Here is an 18,201-nt window from a genome sequence, read left to right as displayed (position 1 = left end):
GCCGACTTTCGTGACGACGATGCGCCGGCGGCGCCCGCGTCGTGCCGGACGTCGACGCGGGCGCCGCCCCGGCACGACCCAGGCGAGTCCTGCGCCGGAGATGGCGCCCCGCGCGGGCCTGAGTTTCGGTGAGCTCGTCCGATGGATGGTGGAGGACGCTTCCCAGAGCCGCCGGGCCCGAGCGGGTACGGCCGCGCCGGCGGTGCGGTCGCCCGGCTCTCCGGCGCCCTCCTGCGCCGTCGCGCCCTGTCGGTCCGCCGCGCCCGCTCCGGCCGGGATCTCGCCGAGCGGCTGCCGCGCGGCACCGGCACGGTCGCTGTCGCCGCGGGCCTCGCCGCGGTCGCGCTCGCCGGCTTCGTCGCCAGCGGCCGCTACGACGCCCTCATCGCGGCCCAGGGCCGTCCCGTCGACATCCTGGCGCGCCTCGCGGGCTTCGGCGTCGAGCGCGTGACCATCACCGGCCTGTCGCGGATGTACGAGCGCGAGGTGCTGGCCGCCGCGGGCATCGACTGGCGCACCTCCGTGCCGTTCCTCGACGTGGTCGAGGTGCGCGAGCGGCTCCTGCGCGTGCCGCTGATCGCGCAGGCCTCGGTCCGCAAGATCTACCCGCACGAGATCGCCGTCACCCAGGTGGAGCGCGAGCCCGCGGCCCTGTGGCAGAAGGACGGCGTGATCAGCGTCATCGCCGCCGACGGCACGGTGATCGACACGATGCGCGACGACCGCTACGCCAGCCTGCCGCTGGTGGTCGGCGCGGAGGCCAACACCCGGCTCTCCGAGTATCTCGGGCTGATCGCCGCCGCGGGCCCGCTCGCCGAGCGGATCAAGGCCGGCACCTACGTGTCGGGCCGGCGCTGGACGCTCAAGCTCGACGGCATCGACGTGCGCCTGCCGGAGGGCGACCCGGCCGGCGCGCTCGCCCGCCTCGTCCGGCTCGAACGCGACAGCCGGATCCTCGAGAAGGACATCATCGCGGTCGACCTGCGCATGGACGACCGCGTGGTGGTGCGCCTCACGGAGGAGGCCGCCGCCGCCCGCACCGAGGCGCAGAAGACCAAGAAGAAGGGCGCCGCCACGTGACGCCCGCCGCGACGCTCCGCCCGACGCCCCGTCTCGACCACCCCGCATCCCGCGCCCGGTAGCGTTCATGCACAGCCATCACGGCCTCACGCCGCGCCTGAAGCCGCTCTCGGCCCGCCGCTCGACCACCCTGTCGGTGCTCGACATCGGCACCAGCAAGGTCGTCTGCCTGATCGCCGAGCTGCAACCGGCGGAGGCGCTCTCGACGCTGCGCGGGCGCACCCACCTCGCGCGGATCATCGGCATCGGCCACCAGCGCTCGCTCGGGCTGAAGGGCGGCGCCATCGTCGACCTGGAGGCCGCCGAGGGCGCGATCCGGCAGGCGGTCCACGCCGCCGAGCGCATGGCCAAGGTCGAGGTCCAGTCGGTCATCGTCAACATGAGCGGCGGGCGGCTCGCCTCGCAGCACTTCCAGGCGCGGGTGAACGTCCGCTCCGGTACCGTCACCGGCTCCGACGTGGAGCGGGTGCTGGAGACCGCGAGCGCCCACGGCGTCAGCCCCGGCCGCGCGGTGCTCCACGCCCTGCCGACCGGCTACGCGCTCGACGGCCAGGGCGCGGTGATCGACCCCTCGGGGATGATCGGCGAGGCGCTCGGCGTCGACCTGCACGTGGTCACCACCGAACTCGCCGCCGCCCGCAACGTCATGCTGGCGGTGGAGCACTGCCACCTCGGCGTCGAGGCGGTGATCGCCACCCCCTACGCCGCCGGCCTGTCGGCGCTCGTCGACGACGAGGCGGAGATGGGCGTGTGCGTCGTCGACATGGGCGGCGGCACGACGAGCGTCGGCGTGTTCTCCGGCGGCCACCTCGTCCACGTCGACGCGGTCGCGGTCGGCGGCCACCACGTCACCATGGACATCGCCCGCGGGCTCTCGACCCGGGTGGCGGCCGCCGAGCGGCTGAAGACCCTCTACGGCTCAGCGCTCTCCACGCCGTCCGACGAGCGCGACATGATCGCGGTCCACGGGGTCGGCGAGGACGAGGGCGAGGCGCCGAGCCACATCCCCCGCTCGCAGCTCGTGCGGATCATCAAGCCGCGGGTCGAGGAGGTGGTGGAGCTGGTGCGCGACCGGCTGCGCAACGCCGGCTTCGCCGCCCAGGCTGGGCGCCGGGTGGTGCTCACCGGCGGCGCGAGCCAGCTCGTCGGCCTGCCGGAGGTCGCTCGCCGCGTCCTCCAGGGCCAGGTGCGGATCGGCCGGCCGCTCGGCATCCGCGGCCTGCCGGAGGCGGCCAAGGGTCCGGCCTTCTCCGCCGCGGTCGGCCTGCTGGTCTACCCGCAGGTGGCGCACGCCGAGCACTTCGAGCCGCGCCGGCAGAGCGCCTTCGCGGGAACCGGGACCCACGGCGGCTACATCGACCGCGTGCTCGGCTGGCTCGGCAGCAGCTTCTGAGGTTTCGCGTCCGCCCCACGGGGCGGGCGATCGGAAAGAATTCCGGCGCCGCGGCGTCGCACGGACACGAGAGTCAGCGAGAGGTTCGACACATGGCCATTTCCCTCCAGGCGCCGGACATCCGGGAACTCAAGCCCCGCATCACCGTCTTCGGGGTCGGCGGTGCCGGCGGCAACGCCGTCAACAACATGATCGAATCGGGCCTGCTCGGCTGCGAGTTCGTGGTCGCCAACACCGACGCCCAGGCGCTCACCTCCTCGAAGGCCGAGCGGGTGATCCAGATGGGCCTCGGCGTCACGCAAGGGCTCGGCGCCGGCTCGCACCCGGAGGTCGGCTCGGCCGCCGCCGACGAGGTGATCGACGAGATCCGCGACCAGCTCTCGGGCGCGCACATGTGCTTCATCACCGCCGGCATGGGCGGCGGCACCGGCACGGGTGCCGCCCCGGTCATCGCCCGCGCCGCCCGCGACATGGGCATCCTCACCGTCGGCGTGGTGACGAAGCCGTTCCAGTTCGAGGGCATGCGCCGGATGCGCACGGCCGAGTCCGGCATCCAGGAGCTCCAGGCCTCCGTCGACACGCTGATCGTGATCCCGAACCAGAACCTGTTCCGGGTCGCCAACGAGAAGACCACCTTCGCCGACGCGTTCGCGATGGCCGACCAGGTGCTCTACTCGGGCGTCGCCTGCATCACCGACCTGATGGTGAAGGAGGGCCTGATCAACCTCGACTTCGCCGACGTGCGCGCGATCATGCGGGGCATGGGCAAGGCCATGATGGGCACCGGCGAGGCGTCCGGCGAGAAGCGCGCCAACCGCGCCGCGGAGGCCGCCATCGCCAACCCGCTCCTCGACGACGTCTCGATGAAGGGCGCCCGCGGCCTGCTGATCTCGATCACGGGCGGGTCCGATCTCACCCTGTACGAGCTGGACGAGGCCGCGACGCGCATTCGCGAAGAGGTCGATCAGGACGCCAACATCATCCTCGGCGCCACCTTCGACGAGAGCCTGGACGGCATCATCCGCGTGTCGGTGGTCGCCACCGGCATCGAGCCGGCGCTGATCTCGGCCCACTCGCCGAACAACCCCGCCATCGCCGAGACCGAGCAGCGCATCGCCGAGGTCGCCGAGCGCCTGCGCGCCGAGGCCCGGGCCCGGGCGAGCGCCCCGGTTCCGAGCCTCCGCACCGAGCCGGCCGCCGCGGTCGCGATGGCCGCCCCGGCGGCGCCCGTCTCCCGCGCCCCCGAGCCGATGCCGGACCTCCGGCCCGAGCCCGCCGCGCCGGTGACCCGGGACGACGTGATGCTGGCCCCCGCCCAGCCGCGGGCGGCCGCCCCGTTCGTGCCGCCGCCGGCCGCGCCGCAGCCCGAGCCCGCGCCGCAGATGCATGCCGGCCCGTTCGTGCCGCCGCGCCCGGCCGCCCCGGCCGGCGCCCCGCTCGCCCGCGCCCCGCGGATGCCGCAGATCCACGAGCTGCCGCCGATCGCCCAGACCCAGATCCTGGCGAACCGTGCGAGCGAGGAGGCGGTCCCGGAGTCGAAGCGGACCTCGCTGCTGCGGCGGCTGGCGACCGTCGGCTTCGGCGGGCGCCGGGAGGACGAGCCCGCCCCCGCGGCCCGGCCCGCCGCGGCGCCGGCCGCCGCGCCCCAGGCGCACGTCCCGGCCGCGCCCCGTGCTCCGATGCCGGCCGCCCCGCTGTACCGCCCGGCGCAGGGGTCGCTGGACCCGATGGGCCGTCAGGCGACGGGACCGCGGATGATGGACGACGACCAGCTCGAGATCCCGGCCTTCCTCCGCCGCCAGGCGAACTGAGAGGGGCCGGGGCGTCCCGCGATTCCGCCGGATCCGCGCCCGCCCGGGCTTTTCGGGTGGGCGCGGGGCGTTTGCCGTGACCGGCCGGCGGGGCGGATGCTGCACCGCAGCGATACAATCTTGAGTTGATTCACTGGTGACGATCGATCGGGCGGGCGAGGCGCTGTCCGCGGCCGCGGCCGTGGACCTGATGCAACCGGGCCACAGAAGTGCCGCGGTTTCGTCGTCGGTTAACCAAAGTTTAAACCGTTGGTGGGGCACGATTTTAGCGCGGCGCACGGGGAAGCCTGACTGTAACAGACCGTAAGAATCCGTGATTTGGCGCGTCTGTGCGGTGCAGCTATAGGACTCCACGGAACGACAAGCGCGCAGCAGGCATACAACCTGTCAGCGCCGGGGCATCAGGCGACGGACGGATCGAAACGCACCACCCGCACGGGAGCGGTGCCGGGTCGCGGCCGAGGGCTAAGGAATGCGATCGAACAGCCAGACGACCCTCAAGGGGCCGGCGATCCTCTCGGGCGTCGGGGTCCATTCGGGCAACCGCGCCGAGATCACGCTCCGGCCCGCGCCGGCCAACCACGGCATCTGCTTCCTCCGCACCGGCACCCCCTTCGGCAACGACCGGCTCATCAAGGCCCATCACGCCCTGGTCTCCGCCACCGAACTCTGCACGGTCATCGGCGACGTCGAGACCGGCGCGGTGGCCACCATCGAGCACCTGATGTCGGCCCTCTACGGTCTCGGGATCGACAACGCCCTGATCGAGATCGACGGTCCCGAGCTTCCCATCCTCGACGGCAGCGCCGGCCCCTTCGTGCAGGCGATCGACAAGGTCGGCCTCGCGGCCTGCGGCGCCCCCCGGCGCTGGCTCAAGGTGCTGCGGCCGGTGCGGATCGAGAGCGGCCGCGCCTTCGCCGAACTCCGTCCGATCGACCGGGGCTTCCGCCTCGACGTGGAGATCGACTTCGAGAGCCCGGTGATCGGCCGCTCGCGCAAGGCGCTGGACCTCTCCCCCGCGAGCTACCGCCGGGAGATCGCCGGCGCCCGCACCTTCGGGATGATGCGGGACGTGGAGCGCTACTGGAAGGCCGGGTTCGCGCTGGGCGCCTCCCTGGAGAACACCGTGGCGGTCGGCGAGACCGCGGTGGTCAACCCCGAGGGCCTGCGCTTCCCGGACGAGTTCGTCCGCCACAAGATCCTCGACGCGGTCGGCGACCTCGCGCTCGCCGGACTGCCGCTCCAGGGCGCCTACCGCTCCTATTGCGGCGGCCACCGCATGAACGTCGGCGTCCTCTCCGCCCTGTTCGCCGACCGCGCCAACTACGCGATCATCGAGGCGCCCGGCACCCGCCGCGAGGCGGCACTCGCCGAGATCGGCGCCGGGCTCGGCATCGCGGCCTTCGCCGCCGACCTCTGAAATCCCGGATCACCCTGTTGCCCGCGGGCCACGACCGGCCGGCACCCGATGCCGCCGCAGCTCTGCCGCTTTCGCGCCCGAATCGAGCGTCACGGTTTAACGGTCCGTGAACGGCGGGCGCGGCCCCGACGGGCCGGAACCACCCACGTGATGGCATGCCGGCGCGGGACGCGCGGCCGGAGTCGGGGAAAGAACGCGCTGATGCCTGTCACCCATCGTCCCCGCGGTCGCGCCGCGGCGCTGGCGGCCCCGGTCGTCGCCCTCCTCGGCCTCGGCCTCGGCGGCTGCGACTTCGACCCGACCGGCCTGTTCGCCGAGAAGTACAAGCCCGAGGTCGTGCCGGACGTGCCGGCGGACAAGCTCTACAGCGAGGGCCTCGCCAAGCTCGAGGACAGCGACTACGAGGCCGCGGTCAAGAAGTTCGACAACCTCGACAAGCAGTACCAGTATTCGGACTGGTCGCGCAAAGCGCTGCTGATGACGGCCTACGCCAACTACGAGGGCCAGAAGTACGACGACGCGATCAACGCGTCGAAGCGCTACCTGCAGCGCCACCCGGCCAGCAAGGACGCGGCCTACGCCCAGTACCTGATGGCGATGTCGAACTACAAGCAGATCCCGGACGTGACCCGCGACCAGGACCGCTCCGAGAAGGCGCTCGTCGCCCTCCAGGAGCTGGTGCAGAAGTATCCGACCTCGGAATACGCCGCCGACGCGCGGGCCAAGATCCAGATCACCCGCGACCAGCTCGCCGGCAAGGAGATGGAGATCGGCCGCTACTACCTGGAGCGGCGCAACTTCCCGGCGGCGATCAACCGCTTCCGCGACGTGGTGTCCCGATACCAGACCACGCGCCACACCGAGGAGGCGCTGGAGCGGCTGACCGAGGCGTACTGGGCGCTGGGCATCACCCAGGAGGCGCAGAACTCGGCGGCCGTGCTCGGCCACAACTTCCCCGACAGTCCCTGGTACAAGGACGCGCACGCGCTCCTCGCCCAGGGCGGCGTGGCGCCGCGGGAGGAGAAATCCTCGTTCCTGTCGAAGCTCTTCCGCGGCGTGACCGGCAAGACCGCCTCGGCCGAGTAGCCGCGAACGCGATCGTCCTGCGAGGAAGGCCCGGAGCCGCCGCTCCGGGCCTTTTGCGTCGCGCGCGCCGGAGGCCGTCCCCGGGCGACGCATTTTCGGGGTGAATCCCGCCGCGCCCGGCCTTATGTCTGCGGTCCTCTCACAGGGATCTCCCCACGCCGCATGCTCGCGCAGCTCGCGATCCGCGACATCGTTCTGATCGACAAGCTCGAACTCAACTTCCGCGAGGGGCTCAGCGTCCTCACGGGCGAGACGGGCGCGGGCAAGTCGATCCTGCTCGACGCGTTCAGCCTCGCGCTCGGCGGGCGCGGCGACGGCCGGCTCGTGCGCCACGGCGAGGCGCAGGGCGGCGTCACAGCGGTGTTCGACGTGCCCCTCGACCACCCGGCGCGGGCCATCGCCGCCGAGTCCGAGATCGACACCGAGGGCGACCTGATCCTGCGCCGGACGCAGATGGCGGACGGGCGCACCCGCGCCTTCGTCAACGACCAGCCGGTGGGCGTGCAGGTGCTGCGGGCGATCGGCGCCGCCCTGGTCGAGATCCACGGCCAGCACGACGACCGGGCGCTGGCCGACCCCGCCTCGCACCGGGCGATCCTCGACGCCTTCGGCGGGCTCCAGGCCCCCCTGGCGAAGGTCGCCGCCGCGTCCAAGGCCGTGCGCGCGGCGCGGACCGCGCTCGGCGAGCACCGCGCCCGGGTGGAGGCCGCCCGCCGGGAGGCCGACTTCCTGCGCCACGCCGTCGAGGAGCTGGGCGAACTCGCCCCGCTTCCGGGCGAGGAGGCGAGCCTCGCCGAGCGGCGGACCGTGATGCAGCAGTCGGAGAAGATCGCCCGGGAGCTGAACGAGGCGCTGGAGGCGGTGGGCGGTCCGCACTCGGGCGTCCCGCACCTCTCGGCCGCCCTGCGCAAGCTGGAGCGGCGCGCGGCCCAGCTCCCGGCCCTGGTCGAGCCCTGCGTCGGGGCGCTCGACGCGGCGCTCGTGGCGCTCGACGAGGCCCGCGCCGTGCTCGACGCGGCCCTGGCCGAGGCCGAGTTCGACCCGCGCGAGCTGGAGCGGGTGGAGGAGCGGCTGTTCGCCCTGCGCGCCGCCTCGCGCAAGTACGACGTGCCGGCCGACGCTCTCGCCGCCCTGGCCGAGCGCTACGCCGCCGACGTGGCGGCGATCGACGCGGGGGAAGCCGAACTCGCCGCGCTGGAGGGCAGGCTGTCCGAGGCCGAGGCCGCCTACGCCCGGGCCGCCGCGACGCTCAGCGCCGGCCGGCGCCGGGCGGCCAAGGCCCTGGACGCCGCCGTGCAGGCCGAGCTGCCGCCGCTGAAGCTGGAGCGGGCCCGGTTCCTCACCGAGATCGCCACCGACCCGGACGCGCGGGACGCGGCCGGATCCGACCGGGTGGAGTTCTGGGCGCAGACCAATCCCGGCACCAAGCCCGGGCCGATGATGCGGGTCGCCTCCGGGGGCGAATTGTCGCGCTTCATGCTCGCCCTGAAGGTGGTGCTGGCCGACAAGGGCTCGGCTCCGACGCTGATCTTCGACGAGATCGACACTGGCGTCGGCGGCGCCGTGGCCGACGCGATCGGCGTGCGGCTGGCGCGGCTCGCGGGCGGCGTGCAGGTGGTGGCGGTGACGCACGCGCCGCAGGTCGCCGCCCGGGCCGGGACGCATTTCCTGATCGCCAAGGCGCCGGTGAAGGGCGCGGGCCGCGTCGCCACCCGGGTCGCGACCCTGCCGGTCGAGGCGCGCCGCGAGGAGATCGCCCGGATGCTCGCCGGCGCCACCGTCACCGACGAGGCCCGCGCCGCCGCCGCCCGCCTGCTCCAGGGCGCCGAGGCCTGATCCGGCGGCGGGATCGCGGCCGGGCCGCGGATTAAACCTGTGTTAACCAATTTGGAGAATTCTGTGCCCTGCCGGATCCGGGGGCAGGCCCGTGCCGGTTGAAGGCCGGGAGGGGCCCATGAAGCCGTCAGCCGTCGCGCGCGACATCCGCAGGCCAGCGTCCGCACTGAGCGGGTCGGTCGATACCGGCCACCTCGGCCTGACCCTGCGCCGCGTCTACGAGGGCAGCGTCGACACCCAGCCCATCACCGACGCGCAGATCGAATTGCTGCTCCGCCTGCGCCAGAAGGAGCGGGAGCTGCGCCGGGCGTCCTGAGCCCGACGCACGGCCCGCCGCAGGCGAGCCCCTCGTCGGGGCTACCAGCGCCGGGCGCCGGGCCGCCGCCGATACTCCGCGGCGCGGATCCGGGTGAGCACCCGGTCGAGATCGACCAGCATGGCGGCCTCCTCGGCCCGGGCCCGCGCCACCTCCGCCGTGTCCCGGCCGTAGCGCTGGCGCGCCTGGGCGAGGGCCAGCGCCCGCTCCAGCGCCTCGCGCTCGGCGTGAAGGGCGAGCCAAGCCGCGTCCTGGGCCGGCTCCGGGGCCTCACCGCGCCCCGTATCCTGGGCCCCCTCGTCGCCCACCGCCGCCATCCTTCCCGCTCCGCCGGCCCCGCTCGGGCCTCCGGTCCGGCTCCGTGAGCACCGGACCGGGTGGAACGCGCGAGAGCGGCGAACCGTGCCACCGGCCGGCCGCGCGCCGCCGGGGACGGCGGCGGCCCCTGTCATCCCCCTGTCATCTGGCCGTCGTAATCGCGGCCGCGTCGGGCGGCCCGCCCCGGTCCTCGGCACCGGGCGGTCGGTTCCGCGTGATCGCGCGTCCCGCCCGACGGCAACGGAGATCCCATGAGACCCTTCGCTTACGCGCTCGCCGTCGGCCTCGCGGCGACCCAGCTCGCGTCCGCGGCGCTCGCCGCCGACATCACCGGCGCCGGCGCCACCTTCCCGTTCCCGGTCTACTCCAAGTGGGCCGAGGCCTACCGGAAGGAGACGGGCAACGGCCTCAACTACCAGTCGATCGGCTCCGGCGGCGGCATCAAGCAGATCCAGGCCAGGACCGTCGATTTCGGCGCCACCGACGCGCCGCTGAAGGGCCCGCAGCTCGACAAGGACGGCCTCGTCCAGTTCCCGACCGTGATGGGCGGCGTGGTGCCGGTGGTGAACGTCCCCGGGATCGAGCCGGGCAAGCTGAAGCTCACCGGTGAGGTCCTGGCCGACATCTACGCCGGCAAGATCGCCAAGTGGTCGGACCCGCGGATCGCCAAGCTCAACGACGGCCTGAAGCTCCCCGACGCCAACATCACCCCGGTCTACCGCTCGGACGCGTCGGGCACGACCAACATCTTCACGACCTACCTCTCCCAGGTCTCCGAGCCCTGGAAGAAGGAGTACGGCGCGGCGACCACGATCTCGTGGCCGGTCGGGCAGGGCGGCAAGGGCAACGAGGGCGTCACCGCCACCGTCAAGCAGGTGCCCAACAGCATCGGCTACGTCGAGTCGGCCTACGCCAAGCAGAACAAGCTCTCCTACGCGCTGCTGCAGAACAAGGCCGGCAAGTACCCGCAGCCCGACGACAAGGCGTTCCAGGCCGCCGCCGCCAGCGCCGACTGGAAGGCGGCGCCGGGCTTCGGCATCGCGCTGACCAACCAGCCGGGCGACGACGCGTGGCCGATCACCGCCGCGACCTTTATCCTCGTCCACAAGGACCCGGCCGACGCCGCCAAGACGGCGGACGTGCTCAAGTTCTTCGACTGGGCCTACAAGAACGGCGACAAGCTCGCGACCGACCTCGACTACGTGCCGCTGCCCGACACCGTGGTCGGCCTGATCCACGACGAGTGGAAGGGCATCAAGGGCAAGGACGGCAAGCCGGTCTTCAACATGTGAGCCCGCGGGGAGGGAGCCCGTCCCGGGCTCCCTCCCTCGCGCCGCCGGCCGCACCGCGCTACGACGCCCGAACCGAAGAGAACCGCGGATGCCCGCCTTGACGCAGTCCATCGCCCTCTCCGAGCCGCGCGCCGCCGCGCGCAAGGGGCCGAGCCGCGGCCTCGACGCCACCTTCCGCACGATCTCCTTCGGCGCCGCCCTGCTCGTCCTCCTGGTGCTCGCCGGCATCCTCGGCTCGATCATCTACGGCGGCTGGCCCGCCTTCCGCGAGTTCGGGTTCGGCTTCCTCACCTCCAGCGCCTGGAACATCGGCACCGAGCAGTACGGCGCGCTGGTCGCGGTGATCGGCACGGTCGCCTCGGCGCTGCTGGCCCTGCTCATCGGCGTGCCGGTGTCGCTGGGCATCGCCGTCTTCCTCACGCAGCTCTGCCCGGGCTGGGCGCGCAAGCCGGTGGCGATGACCATCGAGCTGCTCGCGGCCGTGCCGAGCATCATCTACGGCATGTGGGGCCTGTTCGTGTTCGCGCCGCTGTTCGCGCGCTTCGTGCAGATCCCGGTCTCCAACCTCGTCGAGGGGATGCCGGTGATCGGCACCATCCTCTACGCCCGGGTGCCGTCGGGCGTCGGCGTGTTCACCGCTGGCATCATCCTGGCGATCATGATCGTGCCGTTCATCGCCTCGATCGCCCGCGACATGCTCGACCAGATCCCCACCGTGCTGCGCGAGAGCGCCTACGGCATCGGCTGCACCACTTGGGAGGTGGTGCGCCACGTGCTGGTGCCGCAGGCGGCGGTGTCGATCATCGGCGCGATCATGCTGGGCCTCGGCCGGGCGCTCGGCGAGACGATGGCGGTGACCTTCGTGATCGGCAACGCGAACCGACTCTCGGCCTCGATCTTCGACCCGTCCTCGACCATCGCCTCGCGCATCGCCAACGAGTTCAACGAGGCGGACGGGATGCAGCTCAACGCGCTGATGGCGCTCGGCTGCATCCTGTTCGTCATCACCTTCATCGTCCTGATCATCGCGCGCCTGCTGACCCGGCGCGTGCGGGCCGCCTGAGACGGGACCTTCCGATGGACGCCGCCACCACCCTCGCCCCGCTCGCCGGGCGCGTCCGCCGCGGCCGGCGGGTCGCCGACCGGACCCTGCGGATCGGCTGCACGCTCGCCACCGTCATCGGCGCGGTGGTGCTCGGCTCGATCCTGCTGATGCTGATCGTCCAGGGCCTGCGCGGCTTCACCCCGGCCCTGTTCACCCAGCCGACCCCCGGCCCGGGCTCCGAGGGCGGCGGCATCGCCAACGCGATCCTCGGCAGCCTCGTGCTCACCGCCATCGGCATCGCGGTCGCGACCCCGGTCGGCGTGATGGCCGGCACCTACCTCGCCGAGTACGGCCGCACCTCCCGGCTCGCCGACGTGATCCGCTTCCTCAACGACATCCTGCTCTCGGCGCCCTCGATCCTGATCGGCCTGTTCGTCTACACCCTGATGGTGCGGCCGATGGGGAGCTATTCCGGCTGGGCCGGCGGCGTGGCGCTCGCCATCATCGCCGTGCCGGTGATCGTGCGCACCACCGAGGACATGCTGCGCCTCGTCCCCGGCCAGCTCCGCGAGGCCGGCGCGGCGCTGGGCGCCCCCCCCTCCGTCGTCATCACCAGCGTGACGTGGCGCGCGGCCTCGGCCGGCATCGTCACCGGCATCATCCTGGCGCTCGCCCGCATCGCCGGCGAGACCGCGCCGCTGCTGTTCACCGCGCTCAACAACAACTCGTGGTTCTCGGCCAACCTGATGGGCGGCGTCGCGAACCTGCCGGTGATGATCTACCAGTTCGCCCTCTCGCCCTACCCGAACTGGCAGGGCCTCGCGTGGGCCGGCGCCCTGCTGATCACCGCCACCATCCTGGCGCTGTCGATCGTCGCCCGCCTGGTGATCAAGCCGCAGCGGTCGCGCTGAGCCCTCCCGAGGACATCCCCAGGAACCCCCGATGAACGCCGCCTCCGCGATCTCCACCGTCGAGCTGAGCCGCAACAAGGCCGAGGCCGGCCGGGCCGTCCGCATCGCCGTGAAGGACCTGAACTTCTACTACGGCAGCTTCCACGGCCTGAAGGGCATCGACCTCGACTTCCACGACCGGCAGGTGACGGCGCTGATCGGCCCGTCCGGCTGCGGCAAGTCCACCCTGCTGCGCTGCTTCAACCGCATCTACAGCCTCTACCCCGAGCAGCGGGCGGAGGGTCAGATCCTGCTCGACGGAAAGAACATCCTCGATTCCAGCGTCGACCTGAACGAGCTGCGCTCCCGGGTCGGCATGGTGTTCCAGAAGCCGACGCCGTTCCCGATGTCGATCTACGACAACGTCGCCTTCGGCCTGCGCCTCTACGAGCGGCTGCCGCGCTCGGAACTCGACGGGCGGGTGGAGGAAGCCCTGCGCAAGGCGGCCCTGTGGGACGAGGTGAAGGACAAGCTCAAGCAGCCCGGAACCGGCCTGTCGGGCGGCCAGCAGCAGCGCCTGTGCATCGCCCGCACGGTGGCCCAGGGCCCGGAGGTGATCCTGTTCGACGAGCCGACCTCGGCGCTGGACCCGATCTCCACGGGCCGGATCGAGGAGCTGATCGAGCAGTTGCGCGACGAGTTCACCATCGCCATCGTCACCCACAACATGCAGCAGGCGGCGCGCATCTCGCAGTTCACGGCGTTCATGTATCTCGGCGAACTGATCGAGTTCGGCCCGACCGAGCGCATGTTCATGAACCCGACCCAGCGCCGCACGCAGGACTACATCACCGGCCGCTTCGGCTGATTTTTTCGGGATCCCGCCTGGGAGCGTCCAGCATGGCCGGCCACATCGTCAGCTCTTACGACACCGACCTCGAGAACCTGCGCCGGTCGATCGCCGAGATGGGCGGCGTCGCGGAGAAGATGACCGGCGAGGCCACCGAGGCGCTGGTGCGCCGCGACGCCGCCCTCGCCCAGGCGGTGATCGCCGCCGACAAGCGCCTCGACACGCTCCAGCGCGAGATCGAGGAGCGCGCGGTGCTGCTCATCGCCCGCCGCCAGCCCCTGGCGATCGACCTGCGCGAGACGATCTCGGCGATCCGCGTCTCGGGCGACCTGGAGCGGATCGGCGACCTCGCCAAGAACGTCGCCAAGCGCGTGGTGGCGATTTCGGACCAATCGGCCGCCCAGAAGATCGTGCTCGGCGTGCGCCACATGAGCGACCTCGCCGAGGCGCAACTCAAGGACGTGCTCGACGCCTACGCCAGCCGCGACACCGCCGCCGCCCAGGACGTGTGGGCCCGCGACGACGAGATCGACGCCCTGTACAACTCGCTGTTCCGGGAGCTCCTGACCTACATGATGGAGGACCCGCGCAACATCTCGTTCTGCACGCACCTCTTGTTCTGCGCCAAGAACGTCGAACGCATCGGCGACCACACCACCAACATCGCCGAGACGATCTACTATCTCGCCACCGGCGAGGCCCTGGCCGGCGACCGGCCGAAGAACGACGCCTCGAACTACGCGACCGTCGCGCCGGGGGCGTGAGATGATCCGCGCCGGGGGTGCGTGAGATGCGTGTCCTGATCGTCGAGGACGAGGAGGCGCTGGCGACGCTCCTGCGCTACAACCTGGAGGCCGAGGGCTTCGCCGTCGATGCGGCCGCCCGCGGCGACGAGGCCGAGATCCTGCTGGCCGAGCGCGTCCCCGACCTCGTGCTGCTCGACTGGATGCTGCCCGGCCTGTCGGGAATCGAGCTGTGCCGCCGCATCCGGGCGCGCCGCGAGACCGAGCGCCTGCCGGTGATCATGCTCACAGCCCGGGGCGAGGAGGGCGACCGGGTCCGCGGCCTCGGGACGGGGGCCGACGACTACATCGTCAAGCCGTTCTCGGTGCCGGAACTGCTCGCCCGGGTGCGGGCGCTGCTGCGCCGGGCCAAGCCGGCCCACGTCGCCGACCGGCTCGCGGCGGGCGACATCGAGCTCGACCGCACCGGCCACCGCGTCCGCCGCGGCGGCGAGGAGCTGCATCTCGGCCCCACCGAGTTCCGCCTGCTCGAATTCCTGATGCTCAGCCCCGGCCGGGTCTTCTCCCGCGAGCAGCTCCTCGACGGGGTCTGGGGCCACGACGTCTACATCGACGAGCGCACGGTGGACGTCCATGTCGGGCGCCTGCGCAAGGCGCTCAACGGCCCCCGCCAGACCGACCCGATCCGCACCGTGCGCGGCTCGGGCTACGCCTTCGACGAGACGTTCCTCGCGGAGGCGTGAGCAGGGGGCGTCCAGAGGGCGTGCCCTCTGGTGGGGTGCCGGGGCGAAGCCCTGGCTGTTCGCGGGGCTCCGCCCCGCCCCCGCGAAAGGGCGAGCCCTTTCGAAACCCCGTTTCAGCGCGACAGCGCCGCGCTCCTGGGCGCCGGCACGACCGCGTCGAGGGCGGCGAGCACGGTGCCCTCGGTGAGGATCTGCGGCAGCACCTGCGGCGGCGCTCCTCCGCCCGCGTAGAGCAGGTAGAGCGGCACGCCGCTGCGGCCGTAGCGCTCCAGCAGGCGGGTGATCTCCGGATCCGCGTTGGTCCAGTCGCCCTTGAGGTAGGTCACGCCGCGCGCCCGCATGGCATTCCGCACCGCCTTGGTGGAGAGCGAGGTGGTCTCGTTGACCGCGCAGGTGATGCACCACGCCGCCGTCAGGTTCACGAAGACCGGCCGCCCCTCGGCGACCAGCGCGTCGAGGCGCGCCTGCGTGTACGGCTCGATCCCGTCCGCGGCGGCGAGCGCCGGTCCGGCGGCGCGTCCGGTCTGCAAACCCGACGCGGCGACCCCGACGGCGAGGAGGGCGGCGAGCGCCGCCGCCTGCCCGACCCGGCCGGACGCCCCCGCCGCACGCCCGCGCTCCCACGCCCAGGCGGCGAAGCCGACGCCCACGAGGCCGAACAGGGCGATCAGCAGCCCGCGCGGATCGACCTGCTGCGCCAGCACCCAGACCAGCCACGCGACGGTGGCGTAGACCGGGAAGGCGAGCACCTGCTTCAGGGTCTCCATCCAGGCGCCCGGCCGCGGCAGCGCCCGCAAAGCCGCCGGCCACAGGGTGAGGATCAGGAAGGGCAGGGCCAGCCCGAGGCCGAGGCTCGCGAACACGGCGAGCGCCACACCCGGGCTCTGGGTCAGGGCGAAGCCCACGGCCGTGCCCATGAACGGCGCGGTGCAGGGGGTGGCGACCACCGTGGCGAGCACGCCGGTGAAGAACGAGCCCGCGTAGCCGGAGCGGCGGGCGAGCCCGTCGCCGATCCCGGCGAGCCGGCCGCCGAACGCAACCGCGCCGGACAGGCTCAGCCCCATCGCGAACAGCAGGTAGGCGAGCCCCGCCACCACGATCGGCGACTGGAGCTGGAACCCCCAGCCCACCGCCGCGCCACCGCCCTTCAGGGCGATCAGCAGGCCGGCGAGCCCCAGGAAGCTCGCGAGCACACCCGCGGTGTAGGCGAGCCCGTGGCCGCGCAGCCGGGCCGGGCTCTCCCCCGCGTGCCGCACGAGCCCCAGCACCTTGATCGACAGGACCGGGAAGACGCAGGGCATCAGGTTGAGGATCAGCCCGCCGAGGAAGGCGAGCGCGGCGGCGACCAGCAGCGTCGGCGTCTCGGCCGGCGCCGCGACCGGCGCGGGCGGCTGCGGCGCGACGGCAGGGGCCGGGGCCGCGGGCTCGTCGCCGTAGGCGAAGGCGAGGCGGGTGACGGAGCCGCCGAGATCCTCCTCCACCGTCAGCACGCCGGGCAGCGTGCCCGGGGCCGGGCTGGTCGTGTCGCGGGCGAGGATGAGGTGCAGGCCCTCGGCATCGACGCTCAGTACCTGCTCGGCGGCGTTGTCGATGGCGTTCTCGGAGTAGGGGAAGAAGGCCGCGGACTTGATCGCCTCCGGCTTCAGGCCCGGCGCGGCGAAGTCGAGGCGCAGGCGGTCGCCCTGGCTCGACAGGCGCATCGGCCACACGGGGGGGACGGGCAGGGCGGCGCGGGCGCGGGCGAACAGGGCGGCGTTGGCGGGGTCGGGCCGGGGCTCGCCCACCGGCAGGGTCAGGCTCAGGTCGGCCGAGCCCGGCACGCACTCGGTCTCGCAGACGAGGTAGGTGAGCTTGGCGCCGATCCGCACCGGCTCGGCCGGGTCGAGGCTCGGCGGCGGCGTGACGGGGACGAGGAGCGTCACCGCGTCCTCGTAGCCGTAGTTCATGAGCGTCGCGATCGGGATGCGCTCGGGCGCCGGCCAGCGGATCGCCCCGGGGCTGAACCCCGCCGGCATCGTCCAGGTCACCTCCGGCGGCAGGCCGGAATCGCCGGGGTTGCGCCAGTAGACGTGCCAGCCGGCCTTCAGCCGCATGTGCACGGCCAGCGTGAAGGGCTGCGCCCCCGCCACCGCGGCGGGCTCGGCGACGAGGCTCGCCCGCACGAGGTCCGGCGGCGTGCGCAGGCCCTGGGCCCCGGCGGCGAGGGGGCCGGCGAGGCAGGCGAGGACGAGGAGGGCGAGGCGGGCGATCATGCTGTCCCTTGGCCGGTCCCCTGGACGCGGGCGCGGTCTCTCGCCCGCCGCGGGGGCGTTTGTGGGGCGGTCGAGCCTGAGCACCGAGCCTTAGCACAGGGCGGGCCCGCGCGCGCAGGCCCCGCGGCGCGACCGTCGGCCCCGGTCAGGGCTCGGGCGTCTCGCCCGCGAGCACGGCGCGCAGGCGCTCGGTGTCGATGTTGGCCCCCGAGAGGACGAGCCCGACCTCGCGGCCGGCCATGTCGTCCCGCTCCTGCAGGAGGGCCGCCAGCCCGGCCGCGCCGGATCCCTCCGCGGCGTTGTGCGTGGCGCGGAACAGGAGCCGGATCGCCTCGGCGATCGCGTCGTCGTCCACGCTCACGATGCGGTCCGCGCCGCGGGCGTAGATGGCGAGCGCCTCCGCCACCGGCACGCGGACCGCCATCCCGTCGGCGAAGGTGCGCGCGGCGGGGCTCTCCACGACGGTCCCGGCCTGCACGGACAGGAGCGCCGCCGGCGCGCCGGCCGCCACGACGCCGACGACCCGGGTGCGCAAGCCCAGCGCGTCGCGGGCGGCGATGGTGCCGCAGATGCCGGAGCCGCAGCCGATCGGCACGTAGACCGTGTGCAGGTCGGGCTTGGCCCGGAACATCTCGACGGCGTAGGTGGCGACGCCGCGCACCAGCTCGCGGTGGAAGGGCGGCACGGGAAAGAGGTCTTCCTCGGCGGCGACGCGCATGGCTTCGAGCCGGGCCTCGTCGAAGTCGTCGCCGAACACGCGCAGGTCGGCGCCGTAGGCCCGCATGGCGGCATTCTTCTCGGGCGAGTTGCCGCGCGGCACGTAGATCACGGCGCGCAGGCCCGCCGCGGTCGCGGCCCGGGCCTGGCTCTGCCCGTGGTTGCCCCGCGTGGCCGTGACGATGCCCCGGCAGGCGGGCCGCTCCCGCCGCAGCCAGTCGATCAGCGTCAGGCCGCCGCGGACTTTGAAGGCGCCGGTCGGCGCGTGGTTCTCGTGCTTGATCCAGACCTTCGCCCCCGTCGGCCCGGAGAGCTGCGGCCACAGGTGGAGCGGCGTCGGCGGCATCCGCGCGGCCACGAAGGCGCTCGCCGCCTGCAATTCGTCCGCAGTGAAGTCGGCCATCGGATC

The 18,201-nt window shown here is 73.1% G+C and carries 16 protein-coding genes; 13 read left to right on the top strand and 3 right to left on the bottom strand.

The features are described 5' to 3' along the window. The first annotated feature begins 141 nt into the window (after nt 1-141). The 7 genes from Q8W71_RS16665 to Q8W71_RS16635 all read left to right on the top strand — a co-directional run bounded on the left by Q8W71_RS16665 (nt 142) and on the right by Q8W71_RS16635 (nt 8,942). Nucleotides 142-1,080 (top strand): cell division protein FtsQ/DivIB, encoded by a 939-nt coding sequence (locus Q8W71_RS16665; protein ID WP_305526514.1) that lies wholly within the window; start codon nt 142-144, stop codon nt 1,078-1,080. A gap of 67 nt (nt 1,081-1,147) precedes the next feature. Further along, nucleotides 1,148-2,473 carry a cell division protein FtsA gene (ftsA, locus tag Q8W71_RS16660; RefSeq protein WP_305526513.1) on the top strand — a complete coding sequence of 442 codons (1,326 nt, stop codon included), beginning with the start codon at nt 1,148-1,150 and terminating at the stop codon, nt 2,471-2,473. 92 nt (nt 2,474-2,565) lie between these two features. Further along, nucleotides 2,566-4,284, top strand: coding sequence for a cell division protein FtsZ (gene ftsZ / locus Q8W71_RS16655; RefSeq protein WP_305526512.1), 1,719 nt, complete (start codon nt 2,566-2,568; stop codon nt 4,282-4,284). 472 nt (nt 4,285-4,756) lie between these two features. After that, nucleotides 4,757-5,704, top strand: a complete 948-nt coding sequence (gene lpxC, locus Q8W71_RS16650; RefSeq protein ID WP_305526511.1) for a UDP-3-O-acyl-N-acetylglucosamine deacetylase — start codon at nt 4,757-4,759, stop codon at nt 5,702-5,704. 201 nt (nt 5,705-5,905) lie between these two features. Then, nucleotides 5,906-6,790 (top strand): outer membrane protein assembly factor BamD, encoded by an 885-nt coding sequence (locus Q8W71_RS16645; protein ID WP_305526510.1) that lies wholly within the window; start codon nt 5,906-5,908, stop codon nt 6,788-6,790. Nucleotides 6,791-6,952: 162 nt separating this feature from the next. Then, a complete protein-coding gene (recN, locus tag Q8W71_RS16640) occupies nt 6,953-8,626 on the top strand; it encodes a DNA repair protein RecN (RefSeq protein ID WP_305526509.1) in 1,674 nt (557 codons plus the stop codon). Nucleotides 8,627-8,744: 118 nt separating this feature from the next. Continuing rightward, complete coding sequence (locus tag Q8W71_RS16635; RefSeq protein WP_305526508.1) at nt 8,745-8,942, top strand: hypothetical protein; 198 nt, start codon at nt 8,745-8,747, stop codon at nt 8,940-8,942. Nucleotides 8,943-8,983: 41 nt separating this feature from the next. Here the strand turns inward: Q8W71_RS16635 and Q8W71_RS16630 are convergent, their stop codons facing one another. Beyond that, entirely contained in the window at nt 8,984-9,259 is a 276-nt protein-coding gene (locus tag Q8W71_RS16630) for a hypothetical protein (protein ID WP_305526507.1), read from the bottom strand. Nucleotides 9,260-9,511: 252 nt separating this feature from the next. Here Q8W71_RS16630 and pstS point away from each other — a divergent pair, with 252 nt between their 5' ends. The 6 genes from pstS to phoB all read left to right on the top strand — a co-directional run bounded on the left by pstS (nt 9,512) and on the right by phoB (nt 14,823). Beyond that, nucleotides 9,512-10,552 (top strand): phosphate ABC transporter substrate-binding protein PstS, encoded by a 1,041-nt coding sequence (pstS, locus tag Q8W71_RS16625; protein WP_305526506.1) that lies wholly within the window; start codon nt 9,512-9,514, stop codon nt 10,550-10,552. 88 nt (nt 10,553-10,640) lie between these two features. Further along, on the top strand, nt 10,641-11,615 hold the full coding sequence (gene pstC, locus Q8W71_RS16620) for a phosphate ABC transporter permease subunit PstC (protein WP_305526505.1): 975 nt from the start codon (nt 10,641-10,643) through the stop codon (nt 11,613-11,615). Between the two features lie 14 nt (nt 11,616-11,629). Then, nucleotides 11,630-12,508: a phosphate ABC transporter permease PstA gene (gene pstA, locus Q8W71_RS16615; protein WP_305526504.1), complete on the top strand. Its 879-nt coding sequence runs from the start codon at nt 11,630-11,632 to the stop codon at nt 12,506-12,508. A gap of 31 nt (nt 12,509-12,539) precedes the next feature. Beyond that, on the top strand, nt 12,540-13,355 hold the full coding sequence (pstB, locus tag Q8W71_RS16610) for a phosphate ABC transporter ATP-binding protein PstB (RefSeq protein WP_305526503.1): 816 nt from the start codon (nt 12,540-12,542) through the stop codon (nt 13,353-13,355). A gap of 32 nt (nt 13,356-13,387) precedes the next feature. Further along, nucleotides 13,388-14,101 (top strand): phosphate signaling complex protein PhoU, encoded by a 714-nt coding sequence (gene phoU, locus Q8W71_RS16605; protein ID WP_305526502.1) that lies wholly within the window; start codon nt 13,388-13,390, stop codon nt 14,099-14,101. A 26-nt stretch (nt 14,102-14,127) separates the two neighbouring features. Continuing rightward, on the top strand, nt 14,128-14,823 hold the full coding sequence (gene phoB, locus Q8W71_RS16600) for a phosphate regulon transcriptional regulator PhoB (protein WP_305526501.1): 696 nt from the start codon (nt 14,128-14,130) through the stop codon (nt 14,821-14,823). 113 nt (nt 14,824-14,936) lie between these two features. On the opposite strand, the gene Q8W71_RS16595 is transcribed toward phoB, so the two are convergent. Then, nucleotides 14,937-17,075 carry a protein-disulfide reductase DsbD family protein gene (locus Q8W71_RS16595; RefSeq protein WP_305526500.1) on the bottom strand — a complete coding sequence of 713 codons (2,139 nt, stop codon included), beginning with the start codon at nt 17,073-17,075 and terminating at the stop codon, nt 14,937-14,939. A 145-nt stretch (nt 17,076-17,220) separates the two neighbouring features. Continuing rightward, nucleotides 17,221-18,195, bottom strand: coding sequence for a threonine dehydratase (locus Q8W71_RS16590; RefSeq protein WP_305526499.1), 975 nt, complete (start codon nt 18,193-18,195; stop codon nt 17,221-17,223). Nucleotides 18,196-18,201: the final 6 nt, after the last annotated feature.

The organism is Methylobacterium amylolyticum, assembly GCF_030700245.1.
Lineage (GTDB): Bacteria > Pseudomonadota > Alphaproteobacteria > Rhizobiales > Beijerinckiaceae > Methylobacterium.
The sequence above is the reverse complement of the archived record's forward strand: the minus strand, read 5'-3'. Positions and strand labels throughout refer to the sequence as shown.

What these genes read in the sequence shown, in the direction of transcription:
- phoU (WP_305526502.1), top strand. Translation starts at nt 13,388, where the DNA reads ATGGCCGGCCACATCGTCAGCTCTTACGACACCGACCTCGAGAACCTG.
- recN (WP_305526509.1), top strand. Translation starts at nt 6,953, where the DNA reads ATGCTCGCGCAGCTCGCGATCCGCGACATCGTTCTGATCGACAAGCTC.
- pstB (WP_305526503.1), top strand. Translation starts at nt 12,540, where the DNA reads ATGAACGCCGCCTCCGCGATCTCCACCGTCGAGCTGAGCCGCAACAAG.
- Q8W71_RS16665 (WP_305526514.1), top strand. Translation starts at nt 142, where the DNA reads ATGGATGGTGGAGGACGCTTCCCAGAGCCGCCGGGCCCGAGCGGGTAC.
- ftsZ (WP_305526512.1), top strand. Translation starts at nt 2,566, where the DNA reads ATGGCCATTTCCCTCCAGGCGCCGGACATCCGGGAACTCAAGCCCCGC.
- Q8W71_RS16635 (WP_305526508.1), top strand. Translation starts at nt 8,745, where the DNA reads ATGAAGCCGTCAGCCGTCGCGCGCGACATCCGCAGGCCAGCGTCCGCA.
- Q8W71_RS16630 (WP_305526507.1), bottom strand. Translation starts at nt 9,259, where the DNA reads ATGGCGGCGGTGGGCGACGAGGGGGCCCAGGATACGGGGCGCGGTGAG.
- Q8W71_RS16595 (WP_305526500.1), bottom strand. Translation starts at nt 17,075, where the DNA reads ATGATCGCCCGCCTCGCCCTCCTCGTCCTCGCCTGCCTCGCCGGCCCC.
- pstC (WP_305526505.1), top strand. Translation starts at nt 10,641, where the DNA reads ATGCCCGCCTTGACGCAGTCCATCGCCCTCTCCGAGCCGCGCGCCGCC.
- ftsA (WP_305526513.1), top strand. Translation starts at nt 1,148, where the DNA reads ATGCACAGCCATCACGGCCTCACGCCGCGCCTGAAGCCGCTCTCGGCC.
- pstS (WP_305526506.1), top strand. Translation starts at nt 9,512, where the DNA reads ATGAGACCCTTCGCTTACGCGCTCGCCGTCGGCCTCGCGGCGACCCAG.
- pstA (WP_305526504.1), top strand. Translation starts at nt 11,630, where the DNA reads ATGGACGCCGCCACCACCCTCGCCCCGCTCGCCGGGCGCGTCCGCCGC.
- lpxC (WP_305526511.1), top strand. Translation starts at nt 4,757, where the DNA reads ATGCGATCGAACAGCCAGACGACCCTCAAGGGGCCGGCGATCCTCTCG.
- phoB (WP_305526501.1), top strand. Translation starts at nt 14,128, where the DNA reads ATGCGTGTCCTGATCGTCGAGGACGAGGAGGCGCTGGCGACGCTCCTG.
- Q8W71_RS16645 (WP_305526510.1), top strand. Translation starts at nt 5,906, where the DNA reads ATGCCTGTCACCCATCGTCCCCGCGGTCGCGCCGCGGCGCTGGCGGCC.
- Q8W71_RS16590 (WP_305526499.1), bottom strand. Translation starts at nt 18,195, where the DNA reads ATGGCCGACTTCACTGCGGACGAATTGCAGGCGGCGAGCGCCTTCGTG.